At 68.3% G+C, this 19,080-nt stretch carries 20 protein-coding genes; 18 read left to right on the forward strand and 2 right to left on the reverse strand.

Annotated elements, in window-relative coordinates:
* Positions 1-146: 146 nt before the first annotated feature.
* From radA to QMZ26_RS08860, 4 genes are all read left to right on the forward strand, one after another.
* Positions 147-1,526, forward strand: a complete 1,380-nt coding sequence (gene radA, locus QMZ26_RS08845; RefSeq protein ID WP_079221118.1) for a DNA repair protein RadA — start codon at positions 147-149, stop codon at positions 1,524-1,526.
* A gap of 211 nt (positions 1,527-1,737) precedes the next feature.
* Positions 1,738-3,594 carry an ATP-binding protein gene (locus QMZ26_RS08850; protein WP_283221221.1) on the forward strand — a complete coding sequence of 619 codons (1,857 nt, stop codon included), beginning with the start codon at positions 1,738-1,740 and terminating at the stop codon, positions 3,592-3,594.
* A 56-nt stretch (positions 3,595-3,650) separates the two neighbouring features.
* Positions 3,651-5,957, forward strand: coding sequence for a tetratricopeptide repeat protein (locus QMZ26_RS08855; RefSeq protein WP_283221222.1), 2,307 nt, complete (start codon positions 3,651-3,653; stop codon positions 5,955-5,957).
* Positions 5,958-6,119: 162 nt separating this feature from the next.
* The gene (locus tag QMZ26_RS08860) at positions 6,120-6,587 is read left to right on the forward strand and encodes a hypothetical protein (protein ID WP_283221223.1); all 468 of its coding nucleotides are present in this window, start codon (positions 6,120-6,122) and stop codon (positions 6,585-6,587) included.
* A gap of 155 nt (positions 6,588-6,742) precedes the next feature.
* Here QMZ26_RS08860 and ccsA read toward each other — a convergent pair whose 3' ends face one another.
* The gene (gene ccsA / locus QMZ26_RS08865; RefSeq protein WP_283221224.1) at positions 6,743-7,537 is read right to left on the reverse strand and encodes a cytochrome c biogenesis protein CcsA; all 795 of its coding nucleotides are present in this window, start codon (positions 7,535-7,537) and stop codon (positions 6,743-6,745) included.
* Between the two features lie 122 nt (positions 7,538-7,659).
* On the opposite strand from ccsA, the gene ffh reads away from it, so the two are divergent.
* From ffh to QMZ26_RS08920, 11 genes are all read left to right on the forward strand, one after another.
* On the forward strand, positions 7,660-9,036 hold the full coding sequence (gene ffh, locus QMZ26_RS08870) for a signal recognition particle protein (protein ID WP_283221225.1): 1,377 nt from the start codon (positions 7,660-7,662) through the stop codon (positions 9,034-9,036).
* Between the two features lie 91 nt (positions 9,037-9,127).
* On the forward strand, positions 9,128-9,562 hold the full coding sequence (locus tag QMZ26_RS08875; protein WP_152027057.1) for a hypothetical protein: 435 nt from the start codon (positions 9,128-9,130) through the stop codon (positions 9,560-9,562).
* Positions 9,563-9,680: 118 nt separating this feature from the next.
* Entirely contained in the window at positions 9,681-10,757 is a 1,077-nt protein-coding gene (locus QMZ26_RS08880) for a nitronate monooxygenase (protein WP_283221226.1), read from the forward strand.
* Complete coding sequence (locus tag QMZ26_RS08885) at positions 10,754-11,536, forward strand: aminotransferase class IV family protein (protein WP_283221227.1); 783 nt, start codon at positions 10,754-10,756, stop codon at positions 11,534-11,536. Before QMZ26_RS08880 ends, QMZ26_RS08885 begins: the two co-directional genes overlap by 4 nt.
* A gap of 130 nt (positions 11,537-11,666) precedes the next feature.
* Positions 11,667-11,927, forward strand: coding sequence for a 30S ribosomal protein S16 (gene rpsP / locus QMZ26_RS08890; RefSeq protein WP_004149033.1), 261 nt, complete (start codon positions 11,667-11,669; stop codon positions 11,925-11,927).
* A gap of 44 nt (positions 11,928-11,971) precedes the next feature.
* On the forward strand, positions 11,972-12,484 hold the full coding sequence (gene rimM, locus QMZ26_RS08895) for a ribosome maturation factor RimM (RefSeq protein ID WP_116863964.1): 513 nt from the start codon (positions 11,972-11,974) through the stop codon (positions 12,482-12,484).
* Positions 12,485-12,492: 8 nt separating this feature from the next.
* The gene (trmD, locus tag QMZ26_RS08900; protein WP_283221228.1) at positions 12,493-13,251 is read left to right on the forward strand and encodes a tRNA (guanosine(37)-N1)-methyltransferase TrmD; all 759 of its coding nucleotides are present in this window, start codon (positions 12,493-12,495) and stop codon (positions 13,249-13,251) included.
* 154 nt (positions 13,252-13,405) lie between these two features.
* Positions 13,406-13,807 (forward strand): 50S ribosomal protein L19, encoded by a 402-nt coding sequence (rplS, locus tag QMZ26_RS08905; protein WP_079221128.1) that lies wholly within the window; start codon positions 13,406-13,408, stop codon positions 13,805-13,807.
* An 82-nt stretch (positions 13,808-13,889) separates the two neighbouring features.
* Positions 13,890-14,270 (forward strand): DUF6404 family protein, encoded by a 381-nt coding sequence (locus tag QMZ26_RS08910; RefSeq protein ID WP_283221229.1) that lies wholly within the window; start codon positions 13,890-13,892, stop codon positions 14,268-14,270.
* Positions 14,271-14,294: 24 nt separating this feature from the next.
* Positions 14,295-14,726 (forward strand): DUF1801 domain-containing protein, encoded by a 432-nt coding sequence (locus QMZ26_RS08915; protein WP_283221230.1) that lies wholly within the window; start codon positions 14,295-14,297, stop codon positions 14,724-14,726.
* Positions 14,727-14,760: 34 nt separating this feature from the next.
* On the forward strand, positions 14,761-15,168 hold the full coding sequence (locus tag QMZ26_RS08920) for a DUF1801 domain-containing protein (RefSeq protein WP_283221231.1): 408 nt from the start codon (positions 14,761-14,763) through the stop codon (positions 15,166-15,168).
* A 169-nt stretch (positions 15,169-15,337) separates the two neighbouring features.
* On the opposite strand, the gene QMZ26_RS08925 is transcribed toward QMZ26_RS08920, so the two are convergent.
* The gene (locus tag QMZ26_RS08925; RefSeq protein WP_283221232.1) at positions 15,338-16,792 is read right to left on the reverse strand and encodes an MATE family efflux transporter; all 1,455 of its coding nucleotides are present in this window, start codon (positions 16,790-16,792) and stop codon (positions 15,338-15,340) included.
* Between the two features lie 62 nt (positions 16,793-16,854).
* Here QMZ26_RS08925 and QMZ26_RS08930 point away from each other — a divergent pair, with 62 nt between their 5' ends.
* The 3 genes from QMZ26_RS08930 to QMZ26_RS08940 all read left to right on the forward strand — a co-directional run bounded on the left by QMZ26_RS08930 (position 16,855) and on the right by QMZ26_RS08940 (position 18,875).
* Complete coding sequence (locus QMZ26_RS08930; protein WP_283221233.1) at positions 16,855-17,091, forward strand: hypothetical protein; 237 nt, start codon at positions 16,855-16,857, stop codon at positions 17,089-17,091.
* 9 nt (positions 17,092-17,100) lie between these two features.
* Complete coding sequence (locus QMZ26_RS08935; RefSeq protein ID WP_108768217.1) at positions 17,101-17,508, forward strand: RNA-binding S4 domain-containing protein; 408 nt, start codon at positions 17,101-17,103, stop codon at positions 17,506-17,508.
* 173 nt (positions 17,509-17,681) lie between these two features.
* A complete protein-coding gene (locus tag QMZ26_RS08940) occupies positions 17,682-18,875 on the forward strand; it encodes a cellulase family glycosylhydrolase (RefSeq protein WP_283221234.1) in 1,194 nt (397 codons plus the stop codon).
* The last annotated feature ends 205 nt before the right edge of the window (positions 18,876-19,080 follow it).

Below are 19,080 nucleotides of genomic sequence, written 5' to 3' on the forward strand. Positions count from 1 at the left end.
TGGAGCGCAACCTTAGAGCATTAAAGTGTGATGTTCATCTCATATTCGAGAATGTCATGACCGGGCCGCCCTCATGCCCGAGGTCGCAGCGCCTGCGACTGGCCTCGGCTATCCTCCTTCACCTCCCCGCACCGAAGCCCTGCCCCATGGCCAAAGCCCGCCTCACTGCCTACGTCTGCAACGAATGCGGCGCCGAGTACAGCAAGTGGCAGGGCCAGTGCACCGAGTGCAACGCCTGGAATTCACTGTCGGAAATCGTGCTGGAGAGCGCGGCGGCGGCCAAGGCGCCTGCGTCGCGCCGGGCCGGCTGGGCCGGCAAGATCGATCCGCCGAAGATCACCGCGCTGAAGGATGTCGAGCAGACCGAGCACCGCCGGGTCAGCACCGGCATCGGTGAGTTCGACCGCGTCCTGGGCGGCGGCCTGGTCGAAGGCGCGGTGGTGCTGGTCGGCGGCGACCCGGGCATCGGCAAATCCACCCTGCTGCTGCAGGCGGTGGCCAAGATGGCGGCCGTGCTGCCGGTGCTGTATGTCACCGGCGAAGAGTCGCTGGCCCAGGTGGCCGGGCGTGCGCACCGGCTGGAACTGCCGCTGGACGGTGTGAACGCGCTGGCCGAGACCGGCGTCGAGTCGATCCTGCAGCATGCGTCCAAGGCCGGGCCGCGGCTGATCGTGGCCGACTCGGTGCAGACGCTGTGGACCGAAACCCTCACCGCCGCCCCCGGCTCGGTCAGCCAGGTACGCGAGAGTGCCGCGCGGCTGGTGCGCTTTGCCAAGGAAACCGGCACTGCCGTGTTCCTGGTCGGCCACGTGACCAAGGAAGGCGGCATCGCCGGCCCGCGCGTGCTCGAACACATGGTCGACGCCGTGCTGTATTTCGAAGGCGAGAGCGGCAGCCGCTTCCGCCTGCTGCGTGCGTTCAAGAACCGCTTCGGCGCGGTCAACGAACTGGGCGTGTTCGCCATGGGCGACAAGGGCCTGAAGGAAGTCTCCAACCCGTCGGCCATTTTCCTGTCCGGTGCCAGTACCCATCAGCCAGGCAGCTGCGTGATGGTCACCCGCGAGGGCACGCGGCCGCTGCTGGTGGAAGTGCAGGCGCTGGTCGATGCCTCGCCGCTGTCCAACCCGCGCCGTGTCGCAGTCGGCCTGGAACAGAACCGACTGGCCATGTTGCTGGCGGTGCTGCACCGTCATGGCGGCGTGCTGGTGGGCGACCAGGACGTGTTCGTCAATGTCGTGGGTGGCATCCGCGTGCAGGAGACGGCCGCCGATCTGCCGGTACTGCTGGCCGTACTGTCGTCGCTGCAGGACCGGCCGCTGGCGGAGAAGACGATTGCCTTCGGCGAGGTCGGCCTGTCCGGCGAGATCCGCCCGGTACCCAATGGCGAAGACCGCCTGCGCGAGGCCGCCACCCATGGCTTCAAGCGCGCCATCGTGCCCAAGGCCAATGCGCCCAAGGGCGGCACGGTGAAGGGCATGGAAGTGATCGCGGTCGAGCGCCTGTCCGAGGCCATCGACGCAGCGTGACAACTGTCCTGTAGAGCCGAGCCCATGCTCGGCTGCTTTTCCGCCAACGGCAGCCGAGCATGGGCTCGGCTCTACAAAGGGCCAACGGCAGCCGAGCATGGGCTCGGCTCTACACGCTTCCGATGCAGTAACGGTCAGCTTCACTGTGCTAGTTTTCCCGCTCGACGACGGCGCCCCGTGGCGCCTTGTGTGGCAAGGAGTAACCGATTTCATGCAGGACCCGACGCTCAGCACCCCCGCCGCCGAAATCCGTCGCGCAGGGGTCGATCTCAATGGACTGATGACGGTGCTGGGCAAGCACCTGTATTCCACCCCGATGGTGGCCCTGCGCGAGCTGGTGCAGAACGCGCACGATTCGATCATCCGCCGCCGCCTTGAACAGCCGGGCATCGAGCTGCCTTCGCGTATTGAGGTGCGGGTGGATGCCGCCGCCGGCGTGCTGCGCATCATCGATACCGGTGCCGGCCTGACCCGCCAGGAAATCCACGATTACCTGGCAACCGTCGGTGTCGGCTACACCCGTGGCCTGCGCCAGGGCGGTGATGACCAGGACGGCCTGATCGGCATGTTCGGCCTGGGCTTCCTCTCGGCCTTCGTGCTGGCGCGCCGGGTGAGCGTGCGCACCACGTCCTACCAGACCCCGGAGCTGGGCCACCTGTATGTGTCCAGCAACGCCGAGCAGTACACGGTGAGCGAAGTGCCGGCGCGCGCCGTCGGCACGGAAGTGGAGCTGGAACTGCACCCGGATTTCCTGCCGCTGGCCAACGAGGCGCGCCTGTACGAGGTGCTGGGCCGGTACTGCGCGCTGCTGTCCGAACCGATCTTCATCGGTGCGGCCGCCGAAGCCCTCAACCCCGAGCCGCCGCCGTGGCGCGGGCAGGGCGACGTGGCACTGCATCCGGTGCAGGCGCGCCGCCAGGCACTGCAGTTCGCTGCGCGGTTCGAGCATGACTTCGAACCCATCGTGACCCTGCCGCTGCGCGCCGACGCCGACAGCGATGCCACCGGCATGCTGTGGGTGCAGGATGGCGCGACCTACGGCACCAGCGACAACCGCAACCTGTCCGTGTTCGTGCGCGGCATGCTGCTGGATGACGATGCGCGTGACCTGCTGCCGCCGTGGGCGGGCTTCATCGGCGGGGTGATCGAGTCCTCGCGCCTGACCCCGACCGCCAGCCGCGAGGACCTGCAGCGCGACGACCAGTACCGCGCCGTGCAGCATGCGCTGCTGGAAGCGCTGATCGACGGCCTGGCCGAGGTCGCGCGGCAGCAGCCCGAAGCCTGGCGACGCGTGCTGGCTCGCCACAACGAAGCACTGCTCGGTGCGGCGCTGTGCGATGAGCGCCTGTTCGAGCTGCTGCTGGAGCACGTGCGCGTGCCGACCTCGCAGGGTGACCTGCCGGCCAGCGCGCTGCCGTCGCGCGGCGCCGTGCATGTGATCCTCGACAACGGCGGCGGCTTCGAGGAAATGCTGTTCCGTGCGATGGGCGTGCCGGTCGCGCACGGCCACCGCTATGCGGTGGTGCCGTTCCTGCGCCGCTGGACCCAGGCGAAGGGCCTGCGCCTTGTTGAACTGGGCACCGAGCAGGGCAACCGCGCGCTGTTCCGCGCCGATGACAGCTTGGATGCCGCGCAGCTGGCATGGCTGGGCGAACACCTGGGCGATGGTGAGCAGCTGTTGCCGGCGCGTTTCAGCCCCGAAGCACTGCCGGTGGTGGTCGTGCCCGACCGCGAGGCCGAACTGAAGCAGCGCCTGGAGGATGACGAGAACGACAAGCGCGTGTCGATGGCGGCATTGCGGCTGGCCCGCCAGTTCACCGCCCGCATCGAGTCGCGCGCACCGTCGCGGCTGTACCTCAACCTCGACAACCCGGCCGTGCAGGCCTTGCTGCAGGCACAGCGCGAGGGGCATGCGCAGGCGCCGGCGGCCGCGCGCCTGCTGCGCTCGCTGAAGATCATCGTCTCTGCCCAGGGGCGCCCGCTGGCCCGTGGCGCCGCAACGCCCGGCCCGGACCTCAATGGCGCCTTCAGCGAAATCGCCGCGGCCCTGCAGCAGATGCTGCGCTGAGCATTCCACACACTTTCTCTCATCCAGCCTCACGCTAGACAGGAGCACCAACCCCCATGGATATCTGGAACTGGGTCGAAAAGCTGCAGGAAGACCTGCGCCAGGCAGGCCAGGCGCAGAACGCGCACCTGCTGACCCGCCTTGCCGACGAAGTCAGTGAACTGCAGGTCGACCGCGTCGATGCGCTGCTGCCCGAGGCGCGTGCGCTGGGCAAGGCGCTGGACAACCCCTGGGTCGACGTCTATGTCGGCCACTGGGCCCTGCGCAATCGCGTGGGCAACCGCGTCGAAGGCGAGAGCGCACTGGGCGAAGCCGTCTCGCTGTTCGAGCGCGCGCACCGCGAAGACACCCTGGAGTGCCCGCAGTCGATCTGCGTGACCCAGGACCTGGCCGCCTGCTACGGCAACATCGACGGCCCGGGCTGGGTGCCCGAGCGCATCGAAGTGTGCGATGAAACGCTGGCGCGCATCGATCCGACCTGGGCCTGCTTCCAGTGCCTGAGCTGCGAAAAGGCCGATGCCCTGCTCGATGACGGCCGTGCGCAGGATGCACTGGATTATCTGAAGGTGCAGGCTGATGCGGTGGAAGCGCGCGGCAAGGAAGTGTTCGACAGCTTCCCGGAAATGCAGATCAAGATCCTGCTGGCCAGCGGCCGCGCCGAGGAGGCGATGGTGCTGATCGAGCAGCGCGAAGCCGAAGTGGCCGCCGCCGGCGAATACGAACCGGCCAACTGCACGGTGCCGCGCCGCCTGTCGCGCGCCTGGGCGCTGGCCCAGCTGGGCCGCGACGAAGAGGCGCTGCAGCAGCTGGTGCCGTGGAGCGAACTGACCCCGAACACCTGGCGGCTGTGGGCCACGACGGTGGCGCTGCTGTGCAGCCGCGACCCGGCCCGCAACACCTGGAACCTGGGCACGCGTTTCAACACCATCATCGAGCACTTCGCCAGCGTCGGCGCGCACCGCCTGGTGATCGAGCTGGCGGCACTGAGCCTGGAACTGGCCCTGCAGCGCGGCGCGCGCTGGGTGGCACAGCGCCAGCTCGGCCTGGCCCGTACCCATCTGGCGCAGCTGCGCCAGGATCGGGGTGCCAGCGAGCGCGTGGCCGGCCTGGCCGCACGCATCGACGCACTGCCCGACGTGGAACCGCTGCCGGTGCCGGCGACCGAACTGCTGGCCTGGCTGGAAGCGCGCGGCGAGCAGGACCAGTCGCGCGATCCCGAGCGCGAGGCGCAGTGGCTGCTGCAGGCGCACGCGCAGTGCCCCGACGACGAAGCGCTGGCCGAGGTGGCCGCATCGGCGCTCAATGCCTGTGGTGCGCAGGCCGAGGCGCGCGCGCTGCTGTGGGACTTCGTGCGTGCCCATGCCCATGAAGATGGTGCGGCGGCCTACACCCTGATGCGCTGGCTGACCGAGCAGGGCGACGACGATGGCCTGCGCCGCCTGGCTGACACGTATCGCGGCAGCGTGCCGGTGTTCGCGCACTGGTGCGAGGTGCAGCGCGCACGCCGCGTGTCCGACTGGCCTGCGCTGGAGCAGGCCGCGCAGGCGCTGCTGGCGCTGTCGCCGGGTTCGCACGGTGCACGTGGCACGCTGGCCCGCATGTACATGGAAACCGGCCGCTTCACCGATGCACAGGCCTGCTACGCGCAGCTGGTGGAGACGCTGGAAGATGCCAACGCCGCGCACTGGGACCACATGAGCGCGGCCAGTGCCGCAGGCGACTGGGAGGCGGTGCGCCGCTCGGCTGCTGCCATTGGCATGGAGCTGACCAGCCAGGACGGCGTGGTCGAGGAACCGTGGGGCTGGGTGATCATCCGCAGCCTGGAACAGGGCGAGCCGATGGAGTACTACGCGCGACGCACCGGCCCGGTGACCGCGCGCATCGTCGAGAACGCACCGGCCAACCGTGCCCAGCAGGTGGGCGACTGGGTGGTGTTCGATGCCGCGCTGGTGCATCCGGCGCCGGAGGAAGAAGAGCAGCGTCAGCACTTCATTCCGACCTATGCGCAGGTGCACGTTCTGGAGCGCGGCGGCTTCGAGCGCAGCTGGCTGGTCGACGGCGCGCACCCGGGCGAGGAGGCCTGGAATGCGTTCGTGGAAGGCGCCGAAGCGCAGGGCTGGCAGGTCTGGGCGCACAGCCGCCCCGACTACACCGTGACCGATCCGGATGCGGAGGAGGGCACCTTGCCGGGCCTGCTGTTCACCGTGGCCCAGCCGCAGGGGCATGCGCCGCTGGCGCTGCATCGCTACCTGCAGCAGTCCACCGCCGGCTGGTCGCACCCGCAGTGCTGGCTGCGCCTGGCTGAAGCCTGTGACCAGGAACGGCAGCCGCACCTGGATGTGATCGAGCGGTACGGCCTCTAAAGGTAGTGCCGGCCGCTGGCCGGCAACCCAGCGCAAATGCGGTAGCGCCGGGCCATGCCCGGCGTCCCCAGCAATTCCGGTAGCGCCGGGCCATGCCCGGCGTCCCCAGCAATTCCGGTAGCGCCGGGCCATGCCCGGCGTCCCCACTTCAAGGAGAGAACCATGCGGAACACACGGATGTTGATGATCGCCAGCCTGCTGCTGGCGCCGGCCGCGTACGCTGCACCGGCCTGCGAGGATGCAGCGGGCGTGGCCCGTGCGTTCTTCGAGGCCACCTCCGGTGACGACGGCCGCGTGCTGGACGCGCCGGCGGCCCTGGTCAGCCCGGCCTTCGCCAAGGCGCTGCGCGAGGAGCGTGCCTGCCAGGTGCGCGAGGAGGGCATCTGCACGATCGATTCGGACCCCTGGCTGGATGGCCAGGACGGCGAGATCGACAGCGCCGTGCGCTACGGCTGGAAGCCCGTCTCGGCCACGGCCGGCGAGGTCACGCTGAGCTACTCGGTGTGGAAGAGCGCCCACCTCACCCGCCTGCCGATGGTCCGCCACGGCAAGGGCTGCTGGCAGGTGGACGACGTGATCACCAACGGCGGCCAGTCGGTGCGGAAGATCCTCGCCCAGCCCGTGCCCTGAAGGTAGTGCCGGCCGCTGGCCGGGCAGCGCCGATGGCCCATGGGGCTGCCGCATCCGGCGGATTGATGTAGAGCCGAGCCCATGCTCGGCTCACGCGGCAAAGCAGCCGAGCATGGGCTCGGCTCTACACGCCCAGCCTGTCGGTCGGTACGCCTTTACCGCGTATGCCCGAACACCAGTTCGATCACGAACTGGCTGCCGAAGAACGCCAGCAGCAGCAACAGCATCGCCGACAGCGTCCAGTGCACCGCCTTCACCCCGCGCCAGCCGTAGCGGCGGCGGCCGATCAGCAGCACGCCGAACACGATCCACGACAGCACGCTGAGCACGGTCTTGTGCACCAGCTTCTGCGCCAGCAGGTCATCGACGAACAGCACGCCGGTGACCAGGGTGAGGGTGAGCAGGGCGAAGCCCACGGTGATGACCCGGAACAGCAGTGCTTCCAGGTCGGCCAGCGGCGGCAGCGCACGCAGCCACGGGCGGAATTCACGGCGGCGCAGCGCACGTTCCTGCAGCCACAGCATGATCGCCAGCAGGGCGGCGATGCTCAGCGTGGCGTAGGCCAGCAGGGCCAGCCAGGCGTGGCTGGCCAGGCGCCAGCCCAGCAGCTTGCTCGGTTCGTGGCCATAGCCGTGGTAGACCGCCAGCAGCAGCGCCGCCAGCGGGAACACCACCACGCCCAGCGCCGACATGCGCCCGCGCGCGCCCACCAGCGAGGTCAGCCAGGCCATGCCCAGGCCGACCAGCGACAGCGCGGCGAAGAAATGCATGTCCGGGCCGCCGGTCGTGCGCATCGCCACCAGCACGTGGTAACCGCCGTGCAGCAGCATGGCCGGCAGTGCGGGCCACAGCCAGGCGGGCGAGCCGACGGCACCATCGCGGCCAAGCGCACGCACCAGCAGGGCGCTGGCGGCCAGATAGAGCAGGGCGGCGATGAGAACGATTAACATCGTTGCAGTTTCGCATACCCCCGGGATGCTGGCGACGGCCCCGTGGTCGCAGCCCGGCAGGGTGGACGGACCCGCTATACTGTATGCCTTATTGTCCCCCGCTTTCAGACAGGTTGCGCCGCATGTTCGAGTCCCTGACCCAGCGCCTTTCCGGCACCATCGAGCGCCTGCGTGGCCGTGGCCGCCTGACCGAGGAGAACATCCGCGAGGCAACCCGCGAAGTGCGCATCGCGCTGCTCGAGGCCGACGTCGCGCTGCCGGTGGTGCAGGCCCTGATCGAGCGCATCAAGGTGCGTGCGGTCGGCCAGGAAGTGCTGAAGTCGCTGACCCCGGGCCAGGCCCTCATCAAGGTCGTGCGCGACGAGCTGACCGCGGTGATGGGCGCCGAAGCCAGCGACCTGAACCTCAATGTTCCCGCCCCGGCCATCATCCTGATGGCAGGCCTGCAGGGCGCCGGCAAGACCACCACGGTGGGCAAGCTGGCCAAGCACCTGAAGGAAAAGCGCAAGAAGAAGGTGATGGTGGTCTCGGCCGACGTCTACCGTCCGGCCGCGATCGAGCAGCTGAAGACCCTGGCCGAGCAGGTCGGCGTGCTGTTCTTCCCGTCCAGCGCCGACCAGAAGCCGGAAGCCATCGTGCGCGCGGCCATCGACGATGCACGCAGGTCGTTCGTCGACGTGCTGCTGGTCGATACCGCCGGCCGCTTGGCCATCGACGAAGCGATGATGGCCGAGATCAAGGCCCTGCACGCAGCGGTCAACCCGGCTGAAACCCTGTTCGTGGTCGACGCCATGACCGGCCAGGACGCGGCCAACACCGCCAAGGCCTTCGGCGATGCGCTGCCGCTGACCGGCGTGGTGCTGACCAAGACCGACGGTGACGCCCGTGGCGGTGCCGCGCTGAGCGTGCGCTACATCACCGGCAAGCCGATCAAGTTCGTCGGTGTCAGCGAAAAGCCGGAAGGCCTGGACGTGTTCCACCCGGACCGTATCGCCAGCCGCATTCTGGACATGGGCGACGTGCTGTCGCTGGTCGAGCAGGTCGAGCAGCAGGTCGACAAGGACAAGGCCGCCAAGCTGGCCGAGAAGGTGGCCAAGGGCAAGAAGTTCGACCTGAACGACATGCGCGACCAGCTCGAGCAGATGCAGAACATGGGCGGCATCGGCGGCCTGATGGACAAGCTGCCGGGCCTGGGCAACATCCCCGAGCACCTGAAGCAGCAGGTCAGCCAGGGCAAGGAAGTGCCGCGCATGATCGCCATCATCAGCTCGATGACCAAGAAGGAGCGGCGCAACCCGAACCTGCTCAACGGCTCGCGCCGCGCGCGCATCGCCAGGGGCTCGGGCGTGACCCCGGCCGACGTCAACAAGCTCATGAAGCAGTACATGCAGATGGAGAAGATGATGAGCAAGATGGCCGGCGGTGGCATGAAGGGCATGATGCGCAGCATGAAGGGCATGATGGGTGCCATGGGCGGCCGCGGCCTGCCGTTCCGTTGATGCCGGAGGGCGGGGCGGGTGTCGGAATCGGCACTTGCGTCGCCTTGGCTGTATTGATTGACTACGTACTGCATCTGACAAGGGAATGCTGATGAACAAGTCGATCATGGTGATGGCGCTGGCCTTGGCGCTGGTTGCCTGCAAGGACGACACCTCGATGTCGCAGAAGGCCGGCAGCGCCATCAGCGGCACCGCCGCCGATTTCGTGGCCGGTCTGGGCGAAGGCGTGGACAAGAAGATGAACGTGACGCTGCAGGTCGATCCGGGCCTGGCCGCGCACGGGCTCACGGTCACCTTGGGCAAGAGCCGTGGCATGGGCTCCAAGGAAGCGGCGGTGTACGTCGTGGCTGACAAGGCATTCAAGGGCAAGCTGGTGGCACGCGCGCTGGACGGCGAGGGTGCCGAGATCGGTCGTGCCAGTGCCGAAGAGGAATTCGCGGCCGACGACGCGCGCTATGTGACCTTCCAGTTCAACGAGGAAATGGACAGCCAGCTGGTCCGCACCTACGCGGTGTCGGCACGCTGAGCCGCGCGCCCGTAGCGTCGAGCTTGCTCGACTGCGGCAGGCGCACGACAGTCGAGCAAGCTCGACTCTACCCCTCTGATGCGCGCACCATGGGGGCCTGTCCGAAACGATAGGCCCCATGCAGATGTCTGCTGTTACTTCCCGCGCCGAGGCGTTCTGCCAGCGCTTCGGCGTTTCCGTACCGATCCTGCTGGCGCCGATGGCCGGTGCCTGTCCGGCGCCGCTGTCGGCCGCGCTGGCCAATGCCGGCAGCATGGGCGCGATGGGTGCGGTGCTGTCACCGGCCGCCGATATCGGCCGCTGGATGGACGATTTCCGCGCCGCGTCCGCAGGCCCGGCACAGGTGAACCTGTGGCTGCCGGATCCGTCGCCCGGCCGTGACGTCACTGCCGAAGCGGCCAGCCGTGCCTTCCTCGCGCAGTGGGGGCCGGAGGTGCCTGCCAGTGCCGCCGACGCCACTCCGGCCGATTTCGACGAACAGTTCGCGGCGCTGCTGGCTGCGCGCCCGGCCGTGGCCTCGACCATCATGGGCGTGCTGTCGCCGCGCCACGTGCAGCAGTTGAAGGACGCCGGCATTGCCTGGATCGCCTGCGCGACCACGCTGGCCGAAGCGCGCGCTGCGCAGGACGCGGGTGCTGACGCGGTGGTGGCGCAGGGCGCCGAAGCCGGTGGCCATCGTGGCGCGTTTGATCCCAGCCTGGCCGAGCGCCAGCTGGTAGGCCTGTTCGCGCTGCTGCCCCGCCTGGCCGACCACCTGCAGATACCGGTGATTGCCGCCGGTGGCATTGCCGATGGGCGCGGCATCGCGGCCGCACTGACCCTCGGCGCCAGCGCAGTGCAGATCGGCACCGCTTTCCTGCGCACGCCGGAAGCGGCGATTGCTTCGGCGTGGGCGGACGGGCTGGCCGCGAGCGAACCCGAAGACATCTGGCCGACCCGCGCCTTCAGTGGCCGCCTCGGTCGTGGCCTGGCCACGCCGTATGTGCGCGCCGCTGCCGCAGAGGGCGCTCCGGCGCCGCGCCCGTATCCGGTGCAGCGCGGCCTGACCGCGCCGATGCGCAAGCAGGCGGCGCAGGAAAACCGCCTGGCCGCGATGCAGGCCTGGGCAGGGCAGTCGGCATGGATGGCACCGGCGCAACCGGCTGCCGATGTGCTGCGCGGCATGTGGCAACAGGCGCAGGCCCTGCTGCGATGACGGTGTTCTGCAATGGCCGGCCGGCGCAGGTGGAGGATCTGCTGCCGGCCCTGGTCAACTATGGCCACTTCACCTCGATGCAGGTGCGTGGCCACGCCGTGCAGGGGCTGGCGCTGCACCTGGCGCGGCTGTCGCAGGCGACGTCTGAACTGTTCGGCAGTGCGCTGGATGTCGTGCAGGTGCAGGCGTGGATGGCGCAGGCGCTGCAGCAGGCAGGGCAGGGCGATGCCTCGCTGCGGGTGACGGTGTATTCGCGCCACTTCGATTTCCGCAATCCGCTGGCGGCCGTGCCGGTGGACGTACTGGTGGCGGTGTCCGCGCCGGTGGCGCTGGTCGCGCCGAAGCGGGTGCGCAGCGTGGCGTGGCAGCGCGAACTGCCGCAGATCAAGCATGTGGGCACGTTCGGCCTGTTTGCCGAGCGCCGGGCGGCGATGGCCGCGGGCTTCGACGATGTGCTGTTCGTGTCGGCCGCAGGCGAAATCAGCGAGGGCAGCACCTGGAACCTGGCGCTGCACGACGGTGAACGCCTGCTCTGGCCGCAGGCCCCGGCCCTGCGCGGAACGGCCGAGGCGCTGCTGCAGCGGCACTGGCCGGGTGCCCAGGCCACGCAGCCGCTGCGGCTGGCCGAACTGGCCGGTGTGAAGGCGGCCTTTGCCTGCAATGCCAGTGGCCTGTGGGCGCTGGACGCCATCGACGCGCAGGTTCTGCCGGGGTCGCAGGCGCTGGCTGAACAGGGCAGGGCGGTGCTGGCGGGCGTGGGTTGGGATCGCCTGGGCTGAGTGCCCCGCCGGGCACGGCCCGGCGCTACCGTGAAGGCGGGCCAGCCATGGGGTTGGCTCGGCCGCGCTCTGCCGCTATAATCGCCCGCTTACCTCGCCATCCTGGCGACTGGGCAATAGGAAAAACACCATGGTCAAGATTCGACTGACCCGCGGCGGCGCCAAGAAGCGTCCGTTCTACCACATCATCGTGACCGACGTGCGCAGCGCGCGCGACGGCCGCAACATCGAGCGCGTTGGTTTCTACAACCCGGTCGCCCAGGGCGGCGAGAAGCGCATCGAGCTGGACCTGGCCCGCGTTGACCATTGGGTCAAGAACGGCGCCCAGCCGACCGAAAAGGTCCGCAACCTGATCAAGGAAGCGGCCAAGTCCCAGGCCGCTGCGGCCTGAGTCTGAAGGGCCACGCTTCGGCGTGGCCCTCTCGGTTGACGAAGATGAAAGATATCGAGCGCCGCATCCTGCTGGGCAGGGTTGTCGGCGCTTTTGGTGTGCGCGGCGAAATCAAGCTCGAGTCCTGGACCGAGCCTCGTTCCGCCATTTTCCGTTACCAGCCGTGGATCCTGCGCAGCCCCAACGGGCAGGAATCGACGCTTGAAGGCGCTCGGGGCCGTGACAGCGGCAAGCACCTGGTCGCCCGGTTCCCCGGCGTCGAGGACCGCGATGTCGTCGAAGCCATGCACGGCACCGAGGTCTACGTGGCCCGCAGTGCGCTGCCGCCGCCGAAGCCCGACGAGTATTACTGGGTCGACCTGGAAGGCCTGGATGTGAAGACCACCGAGGGCGTTGCCCTGGGCCAGGTCTCGCACCTGTTCAGCACCGGCGCCAATGATGTGGTCGTGGTCCGTGGCGACCGCGAGCGGATGATTCCGTTCGTGCAGCCGGACTTCGTCAAGTCGGTCGACTTCGAGGCCAACCTGGTCGTGGTCGATTGGGATCCCGAGTTCTGAGTGTGAGCATGCGGTTCGACGTCATCACCCTGTTCCCCGAGTTCCTCGCCCAGTCCGCTGGGCTGGGTGTGGTCGGGCGCGCGCAGGACAAGGGTCTTTTCAGCCTGCACGGCTGGAACCCCCGTGATTACGCCGAAGGCAACTACCGCCGGGTGGACGATCGTCCGTTCGGCGGTGGCCCGGGCATGGTGATGCTGATCGAGCCTTTGCAGGCCTGCCTGCAGGCGATCCGCGACGCCGACCCGACCCCGGCGCGGGTGATCTACCTCAGCCCGCAGGGCGCGCCGCTGACCCAGGCCAAGGTGCGGGAACTGGCGGCATTGCCGCGCATGATCCTGCTCTGCGGCCGTTACGAAGGCATCGACGAGCGCTTCCTGGAAGCCAACGTCGACGAGGAGATTTCCCTCGGCGATTACGTGCTGTCCGGTGGTGAACTGGGTGCGGCGGTCATCATCGATGCCGTGGCCCGCCTGCAGGAAGGTGCCCTGAACGACGCCGAATCGGCGGCCCAGGACAGCTTCGAAGGTGAACTGGGCCTGCTCGACTGCCCGCATTACAGCCAGCCGGCCCAGCACCCGCTGGGTGACGTGCCGGATGTGCTGCGCTCGGGCAACCACGCGGCCATCGCCGCCTGGCGCCGCCAGCAGTCGCTGCTGCGGACCGCCGAGCGGCGCCCGGACCTGCTGGATGAACAGGCGCTGGGCAAGGCCGACCGCAAGCTGCTGGACCAGGCCCGCCAGGCCCAGAAACAGAAGGCCAGCCCCTAGCGCAGGGCTGGCTTTATCGGCTATCATGGCCAATTCCCGCCAGCCCCGGCTGGCGCGCGCAGTACCCACAACAAACGTGCAGCACAGTTCCGTGACTGCATGAGCCTACGTTGTCGACACGACACGCCCACCCGAACAAGAATCGGTGTAACCCATGAGCAAGCTGAACAAGTCCATCGTCGCGGAATTCGAATCCGCCCAGATCACCCGCGAACTGCCGAAGTTCAGCCAGGGCGACACCGTTGTCGTCAACGTGAAGGTGAAGGAAGGTACCCGCGAGCGCGTGCAGGCCTATGAAGGCGTTGTCATCGCGACCAAGAACGGCGGCCTGAACTCCTCGTTCACCGTCCGCAAGATTTCGCACGGCTACGGCGTCGAGCGCGTCTTCCAGACCCACAGCGCCATCATCGACTCGGTCGAAGTGAAGCGTCGTGGTAAGGTCCGCGCCGGCAAGCTGTACTACCTGCGTGGCCTGGAAGGCAAGGCTGCCCGCATCAAGGAAGATCTGGCTGCTGCTGCTGCCGCCAAGGCTGCACGTCTGGCCGAAAAGGCCTGATAAACAACTTCGGTTGTTGCCGCGAGGGCCGCCTTCGGGCGGCCGTTTGCGTTTGTGCATCCGCCGGCGCTATGGTCGCGGCATGAGCACAGCCGAACAGCGTTACCCGCCCAAGGTGCAGGCTGCCCTGCGCCATCTCGACGCCGCAGGCGTGCAGCGTCGGCACTCGGCGCCGCCGCTGCATCGCCTGTTGTGGCGCATGGGTTTCAACGCGCCACCGCCGATCCTGGCCAGCGTGGCATCCAACGCACTGCTGATGGGTACCTGGTTCACCGTGGGCTGGGGCGTGTTGATGTGGTTGCTGGTCTGGCGCAACACCCACATGCCGGCAGGGGGCGCGGTGTTCAGCGCGCTGCTGGCCGGCGTGCTTTTCGGCCTGCTGATGGCCGTCGTGATGCGCGTCATGCGCGTGCGCCGTGGCCTGCCGTTGTGGCGCGACCTGCCGGCTGCGCCAACCCGCTGACCCCGGACCACGGAGCGCTGCGCGATGCCCACCAAGCAAGCTGCCGCCGCTGCGCCGAAGCTGCTGTCCGGTGGCAATCCGCAGATCGCGAAGGGGGAGGGCGATGCTCCGGTCCAGGCCTACATCGCCGCCATGCCCGGCTGGAAACGCGCTTTCGGCGAGCAGCTGGATGCGCTGATTACCGAGGCCATGCCCGGCGTGCACAAGGCGGTGCGCTGGAATTCGCCCATGTACGGCGTTGCCGAAGGGCAGGGCTGGTTCCTCAGCTTCCATTGCTGCACCCGCTACATCAAGGTGGCGCTGTTCCATGGCACGCTGCTGAAGCCCGAGCCGCCCGAGCCCTCGCGGCAGGCCACCACCCGTTACCTGCACCTGTACGAAGACAGCGTGCTGGACCGGGCACAACTGCGGGACTGGCTGCAGCAGGTCCGTGAGCTGCCGGGCGTACGCTTCTAGTTTTCCTTTCCCGCTGATCCGCGTGAGCGCTGACATGCCCAGAAAAGCCCCGGAAACCCTCGAAGAAACGCGCCCGGCCTCCGAACTGATCGATGCCCGCATCGCCGAACTCGGCGACTGGCGCGGCCAGGCGCTGGCCCGCGTGCGCGCACTGATCCACGAAGCGCTGCCTGACGTGGAGGAGACCTGGAAGTGGCGGGGTACGCCGGTGTGGGAACACAACGGCATCCTCTGCACCGGCGAGAGCTACAAGCAGGCGGTGAAACTGACGTTCGCCAATGGCGCGGCCCTGCCGGATCCGAAGCAGCTGTTCAACGCCAGCCTGGAAGGCAATACCCGGCGCGCGATCGACATCCATGAAGGCGCGATGCCCGATGCGACAGCGTTCAAGGCCCTGATGCGTGCAGCCGCCAAGCACAACGCAGGCAAGAAGAAACGGTAGTGCCGGCCGCTGGCCGGCAACGCCCGTAGCACGTCCATGAATCACGATGTTGCCGGCCAGCGGCCGGCACTACCGGTTGGCAGCTGTGCAACGCCAGCCTGGCGGGTAGCGCCGGGCCATGCCCGGCGGATGTCTGGCAACCGCTGCGCTCGCCGGGCGTGGCCCGGCGCTACCGGGCCACGGCATCCGGATCCGCCACCGGAGACGGTGGGCAGGCCGGGATTTCCGATGGCGTGGCCACGTGTTCTGCCGGTGGCGGGGTAATCATCTTCGCCTTGCGCCAGCCACCCCAGCGGTAATACGCCAGCGACAGCAGCATCGACACCAGCGAGCCGGCCGGGAAGCTCCACCAGATCGCATCAGCGCCCCAGTACGGCTGCAGGAACTCGGCGAAGGGCACGCGCACGCCCCACAGCGAGGCGGCCAGGATCAGCAGCGGCGGAATGACCGCACCGGTGGAGCGCACCACGCCGGAAATGACGAAGCTGACGCCGAAGAACAGGAACGAACCGATCACGATGTGGTTGAGGTGGCGGGCGATCTGCAGCGATTCGCTGCCCTGCGGCAGGAACAGCGCCAGCGAATACTGGTCCAGCAGCACCAGCGGCAGGATCAGTGCACCGGTCAGCAGGAAGTTGAACAGGATGCCCTGGCGCGCGGTACCGCGGACACGATCCCAGCGCTGCGCGCCGACGTTCTGTGCCGCCATCGACGAACACGCCGCACCGATGGCCATCGCCGGCATCTGCACGTAGTTCCACAACTGCAGTGACGCACCATAGGCAGCACCGGTGGCCGTGCCGTACTGGTTGACCATGGTCATCAGCAGGATGACCGACAGCGAGATGAGCACCATCTGCAGGCCCATCGGCACGCCCTTGACCACCAGCGCGCGCAGGATGGTCAGGTCGAGCTTGAACAGGTGCGTGTCGGCACGCCCCAGCCACAGCGTGTGCCGCTTGTGCCGCATGTACAGCAGCAGGCCGGTCAATGACAGCGTCTGCGACACCAGCGTCGCCCAGGCCGAGCCGGCGATGCCCAGTGCCGGGAACGGGCCGAGGCCGAAGATCAGTACCGGGTTCAGCGCGATATCCAGCAGCACCGACACCAGCAGGAAGCGGAACGGCGTGCGCGAATCACCGGCACCGCGCAGGGCGGCGCTGAGGAAGGCGAACGCGTACAGCGTCGGCATGGCCAGGAAGATGATGCGCAGGTAGGCCTCGGCCAGCGGCAGCGAGGCGGCCGGCGTGCCCATCGCGGCCAGCAGCGGGTGGGCCAGGAACCAGCCCGCGATGGCGATGATCACCGACAGGCCGATGAAGAAGGTGGCACTGGTGCCGACCACGCGGCGGGCCTGGGCGATGTCGCGTGCGCCGATGGCCTGGCCGATCAGGATGGTCGAGGCCATGCCGAAACCGAACACCGAGCCGATCAGGAAGAACATGATGTTGTTGGCGTTGGCCGTGGCGGTCAGCGCTGCCTCGCCGAGGAAGCGCCCCACCCACACCGCATTCACCGAACCGTTCAGCGACTGGGCGATGTTGCCTGCCAGGATCGGCAGCGCGAACAGCAGCAGGTTGCGGCCGATGGGGCCGGAGGTCAGGTCGAGTGGCGCTTTGGCCATGGGCTGGTGATCGATTCCCGGGAGGCGCACACTAGCATCAAGCCGGTTTGCGGGGTGTGGCAATGCATCAACGACAACAGCTGGCGCGGTACTGCGTGGGGGCCTTGATCGTGGCCACGCTGGCCGCATGTTCGACGGGTGACCGGCTGGGTGATGCCCAGGTGCGGCCCGCCGACCGCGCTGAGTGCCTGGTCGGCAACCAGCGCCAGGACCTGGCGGGCACGCCGACGTTGATGGGGGGCACTGGCTGCCGCAGCGACCCCGCCAACCCGCGACCCCTGAACAAGCGCACGGAGTAGTACCTGCCGATGTCCGAGCTTTCCCCGCTGTCGCCCAGTGTCCGCCTGGATATCTGGTTGTGGGCGGCCCGTTTCTACAAGACCCGCAGCCTGGCCAAGCAGGCCATTGAAACCGGCAAGGTGGCCGTGGCCGGGCAGCGCCCGAAATCCTCGCGCGCGGTGCGCGTGGGCGAGCAGCTGCAGGTGGACCGCGGCGAAGAGCATTTCGAGCTGCAGGTGCTGGGCATCAGCGACCAGCGCGGCCCGGCGCCGGTGGCGCAGCAGCTGTATGCCGAAAGCGAGGCGTCCAAGGCGCGCCGTGCCGAACAGCGCGCGCTGCGCATCGCCGCACGCGATGGTTTCCAGCCGCCGGAGCACAAGCCGGACAAGCGCGCGCGGCGGTTGATCCGCGCGCTGGGTGATCTGGACGCGCTTTGACCGAGAGCGTGCGAACCAACGGTTCGCACCCACCAGAGCGGGCGGTTCGCACCCACCAGGGCGCGTCGGTAGCGCCGGGCCATGCCCGGCGGGCGTGCGCTGTCTCGCGGGCACTCAGCCAGCATTCGGTTTGTGCCCCGCACGTTGGATCTTCCTCTTCATGGAAGACCCGCATGTTCCTCCGCCGCACCCTGCTGTGCCTGGCTCTCGCCACCGCCGCCCCGGCGTTCGCCGCCGACATCACCTTCTGGGATATGCCGCAGCGCGGCGGCAACAGCTTCAACGAAAACCCGCCCGACCGTGCCTATTTCCAGGCACTGCGGGACACCGGGGCGACCTGGGTGCGGTTGAGCCCGGACAAGTGGAAAAGTGCCGGCGGCCGCGACTTCCTGATGGGCGATGCCGACAACTACCAGGGGCTGGTGCAGGCCGACGTCGCCACCCTGCGGCGTGCGCTGGATGACGCCAATGCCTCGGGCCTGAAGGTGGTGCTGGTGCCGCTGTCGCTGCCCCTGCTGCGCTGGAAGCAGAAGAACAATGACGTGGTCGACCAGCGGCTGTGGCAGTCGATGGACAACCACCTGCCTGCGCAGCGCTTCTGGCGCGACCTGGCCACCGCGTTGAAGGGCCACCCTGCGCTGGCCGCCTACAACCTCATCAACGAGCCGGCGCCGGAATACGGCACTGCGCTGGCCGAACACGCCCCGCGCGAGGCGATGAAGCAGTGGTATGCCGGTGAGGAGGGCGGCCCGCGCGATCTGCGCGTGCTGTACCGCGGGCTGATCGCCAGCGTGCGTGCGGTGGATGCGGACATGCCGTTGATGCTCGATGCCGGCTGGTACGCAGCGGCCGATGCCTTCGATTACTGGCCGGCGCCGCTGGACGATACGAAGCTGCTGTACAGCGTGCACATGTACGAGCCCTATGCGGCCACCAGTGCGCCCAACCAGAAGCGCACCACGCCGTACCGCTACCCGGCCGTGGTGCCGTTCGGCGCGGGAAAGCAGCGCTGGGATGCGTCGCGCGTGCGCAGCTACCTGCAGCAGCCGATGGACTGGGCGAAGACCCATGGCATCGGCGCCAACCGGATGGTGATCGGTGAGTTCGGCTGCATGCGCCGCTGGCCGGATTGCGGCGCCTACCTGCGTGACGTGCTGGCCGTGGCCGAGCAGCAGCAGGTGCACTGGGCGTTCTATGCCTTCCGCGAGGATGGCTGGGATGGCATGGATTACGAACTGGGCGACAAGGCGCTGCCGTGGTCGTACTGGCAGGCGCTGGAGAAGGGCAAGGCGGTGCAGCCACCGCGTTCGCTGCAGTCGCCGTTGTTTGCGCCGATTCTGCAGCGGTTGAAAGACGGGGCGCGTTGAAACCCCTGCGGCTGCGGAGAGCGTGCGAACCAACGGTTCGCACCCACCAGAGCAGGAGAGCATGCGAACCAACGGTTCGCACCCACCAGAGCAGGAGAGCATGCGAACCAACGGTTCGCACCCACCAGAGCAGGAGAGCATGCGAACCAACGGTTCGCACCCACCAGAGCAGGAGAGCATGCGAACCAACGGTTCGCACCCACCA

The organism is Stenotrophomonas sp. PFBMAA-4, from assembly GCF_030053215.1.
Lineage (GTDB): Bacteria > Pseudomonadota > Gammaproteobacteria > Xanthomonadales > Xanthomonadaceae > Stenotrophomonas.

What these genes read in the sequence shown, in the direction of transcription:
- radA (WP_079221118.1), top strand. Translation starts at nt 147, where the DNA reads ATGGCCAAAGCCCGCCTCACTGCCTACGTCTGCAACGAATGCGGCGCC.
- QMZ26_RS08850 (WP_283221221.1), top strand. Translation starts at nt 1,738, where the DNA reads ATGCAGGACCCGACGCTCAGCACCCCCGCCGCCGAAATCCGTCGCGCA.
- QMZ26_RS08855 (WP_283221222.1), top strand. Translation starts at nt 3,651, where the DNA reads ATGGATATCTGGAACTGGGTCGAAAAGCTGCAGGAAGACCTGCGCCAG.
- QMZ26_RS08860 (WP_283221223.1), top strand. Translation starts at nt 6,120, where the DNA reads ATGCGGAACACACGGATGTTGATGATCGCCAGCCTGCTGCTGGCGCCG.
- ccsA (WP_283221224.1), bottom strand. Translation starts at nt 7,537, where the DNA reads ATGTTAATCGTTCTCATCGCCGCCCTGCTCTATCTGGCCGCCAGCGCC.
- ffh (WP_283221225.1), top strand. Translation starts at nt 7,660, where the DNA reads ATGTTCGAGTCCCTGACCCAGCGCCTTTCCGGCACCATCGAGCGCCTG.
- QMZ26_RS08875 (WP_152027057.1), top strand. Translation starts at nt 9,128, where the DNA reads ATGAACAAGTCGATCATGGTGATGGCGCTGGCCTTGGCGCTGGTTGCC.
- QMZ26_RS08880 (WP_283221226.1), top strand. Translation starts at nt 9,681, where the DNA reads ATGCAGATGTCTGCTGTTACTTCCCGCGCCGAGGCGTTCTGCCAGCGC.
- QMZ26_RS08885 (WP_283221227.1), top strand. Translation starts at nt 10,754, where the DNA reads ATGACGGTGTTCTGCAATGGCCGGCCGGCGCAGGTGGAGGATCTGCTG.
- rpsP (WP_004149033.1), top strand. Translation starts at nt 11,667, where the DNA reads ATGGTCAAGATTCGACTGACCCGCGGCGGCGCCAAGAAGCGTCCGTTC.
- rimM (WP_116863964.1), top strand. Translation starts at nt 11,972, where the DNA reads ATGAAAGATATCGAGCGCCGCATCCTGCTGGGCAGGGTTGTCGGCGCT.
- trmD (WP_283221228.1), top strand. Translation starts at nt 12,493, where the DNA reads ATGCGGTTCGACGTCATCACCCTGTTCCCCGAGTTCCTCGCCCAGTCC.
- rplS (WP_079221128.1), top strand. Translation starts at nt 13,406, where the DNA reads ATGAGCAAGCTGAACAAGTCCATCGTCGCGGAATTCGAATCCGCCCAG.
- QMZ26_RS08910 (WP_283221229.1), top strand. Translation starts at nt 13,890, where the DNA reads ATGAGCACAGCCGAACAGCGTTACCCGCCCAAGGTGCAGGCTGCCCTG.
- QMZ26_RS08915 (WP_283221230.1), top strand. Translation starts at nt 14,295, where the DNA reads ATGCCCACCAAGCAAGCTGCCGCCGCTGCGCCGAAGCTGCTGTCCGGT.
- QMZ26_RS08920 (WP_283221231.1), top strand. Translation starts at nt 14,761, where the DNA reads ATGCCCAGAAAAGCCCCGGAAACCCTCGAAGAAACGCGCCCGGCCTCC.
- QMZ26_RS08925 (WP_283221232.1), bottom strand. Translation starts at nt 16,792, where the DNA reads ATGGCCAAAGCGCCACTCGACCTGACCTCCGGCCCCATCGGCCGCAAC.
- QMZ26_RS08930 (WP_283221233.1), top strand. Translation starts at nt 16,855, where the DNA reads ATGCATCAACGACAACAGCTGGCGCGGTACTGCGTGGGGGCCTTGATC.
- QMZ26_RS08935 (WP_108768217.1), top strand. Translation starts at nt 17,101, where the DNA reads ATGTCCGAGCTTTCCCCGCTGTCGCCCAGTGTCCGCCTGGATATCTGG.
- QMZ26_RS08940 (WP_283221234.1), top strand. Translation starts at nt 17,682, where the DNA reads ATGTTCCTCCGCCGCACCCTGCTGTGCCTGGCTCTCGCCACCGCCGCC.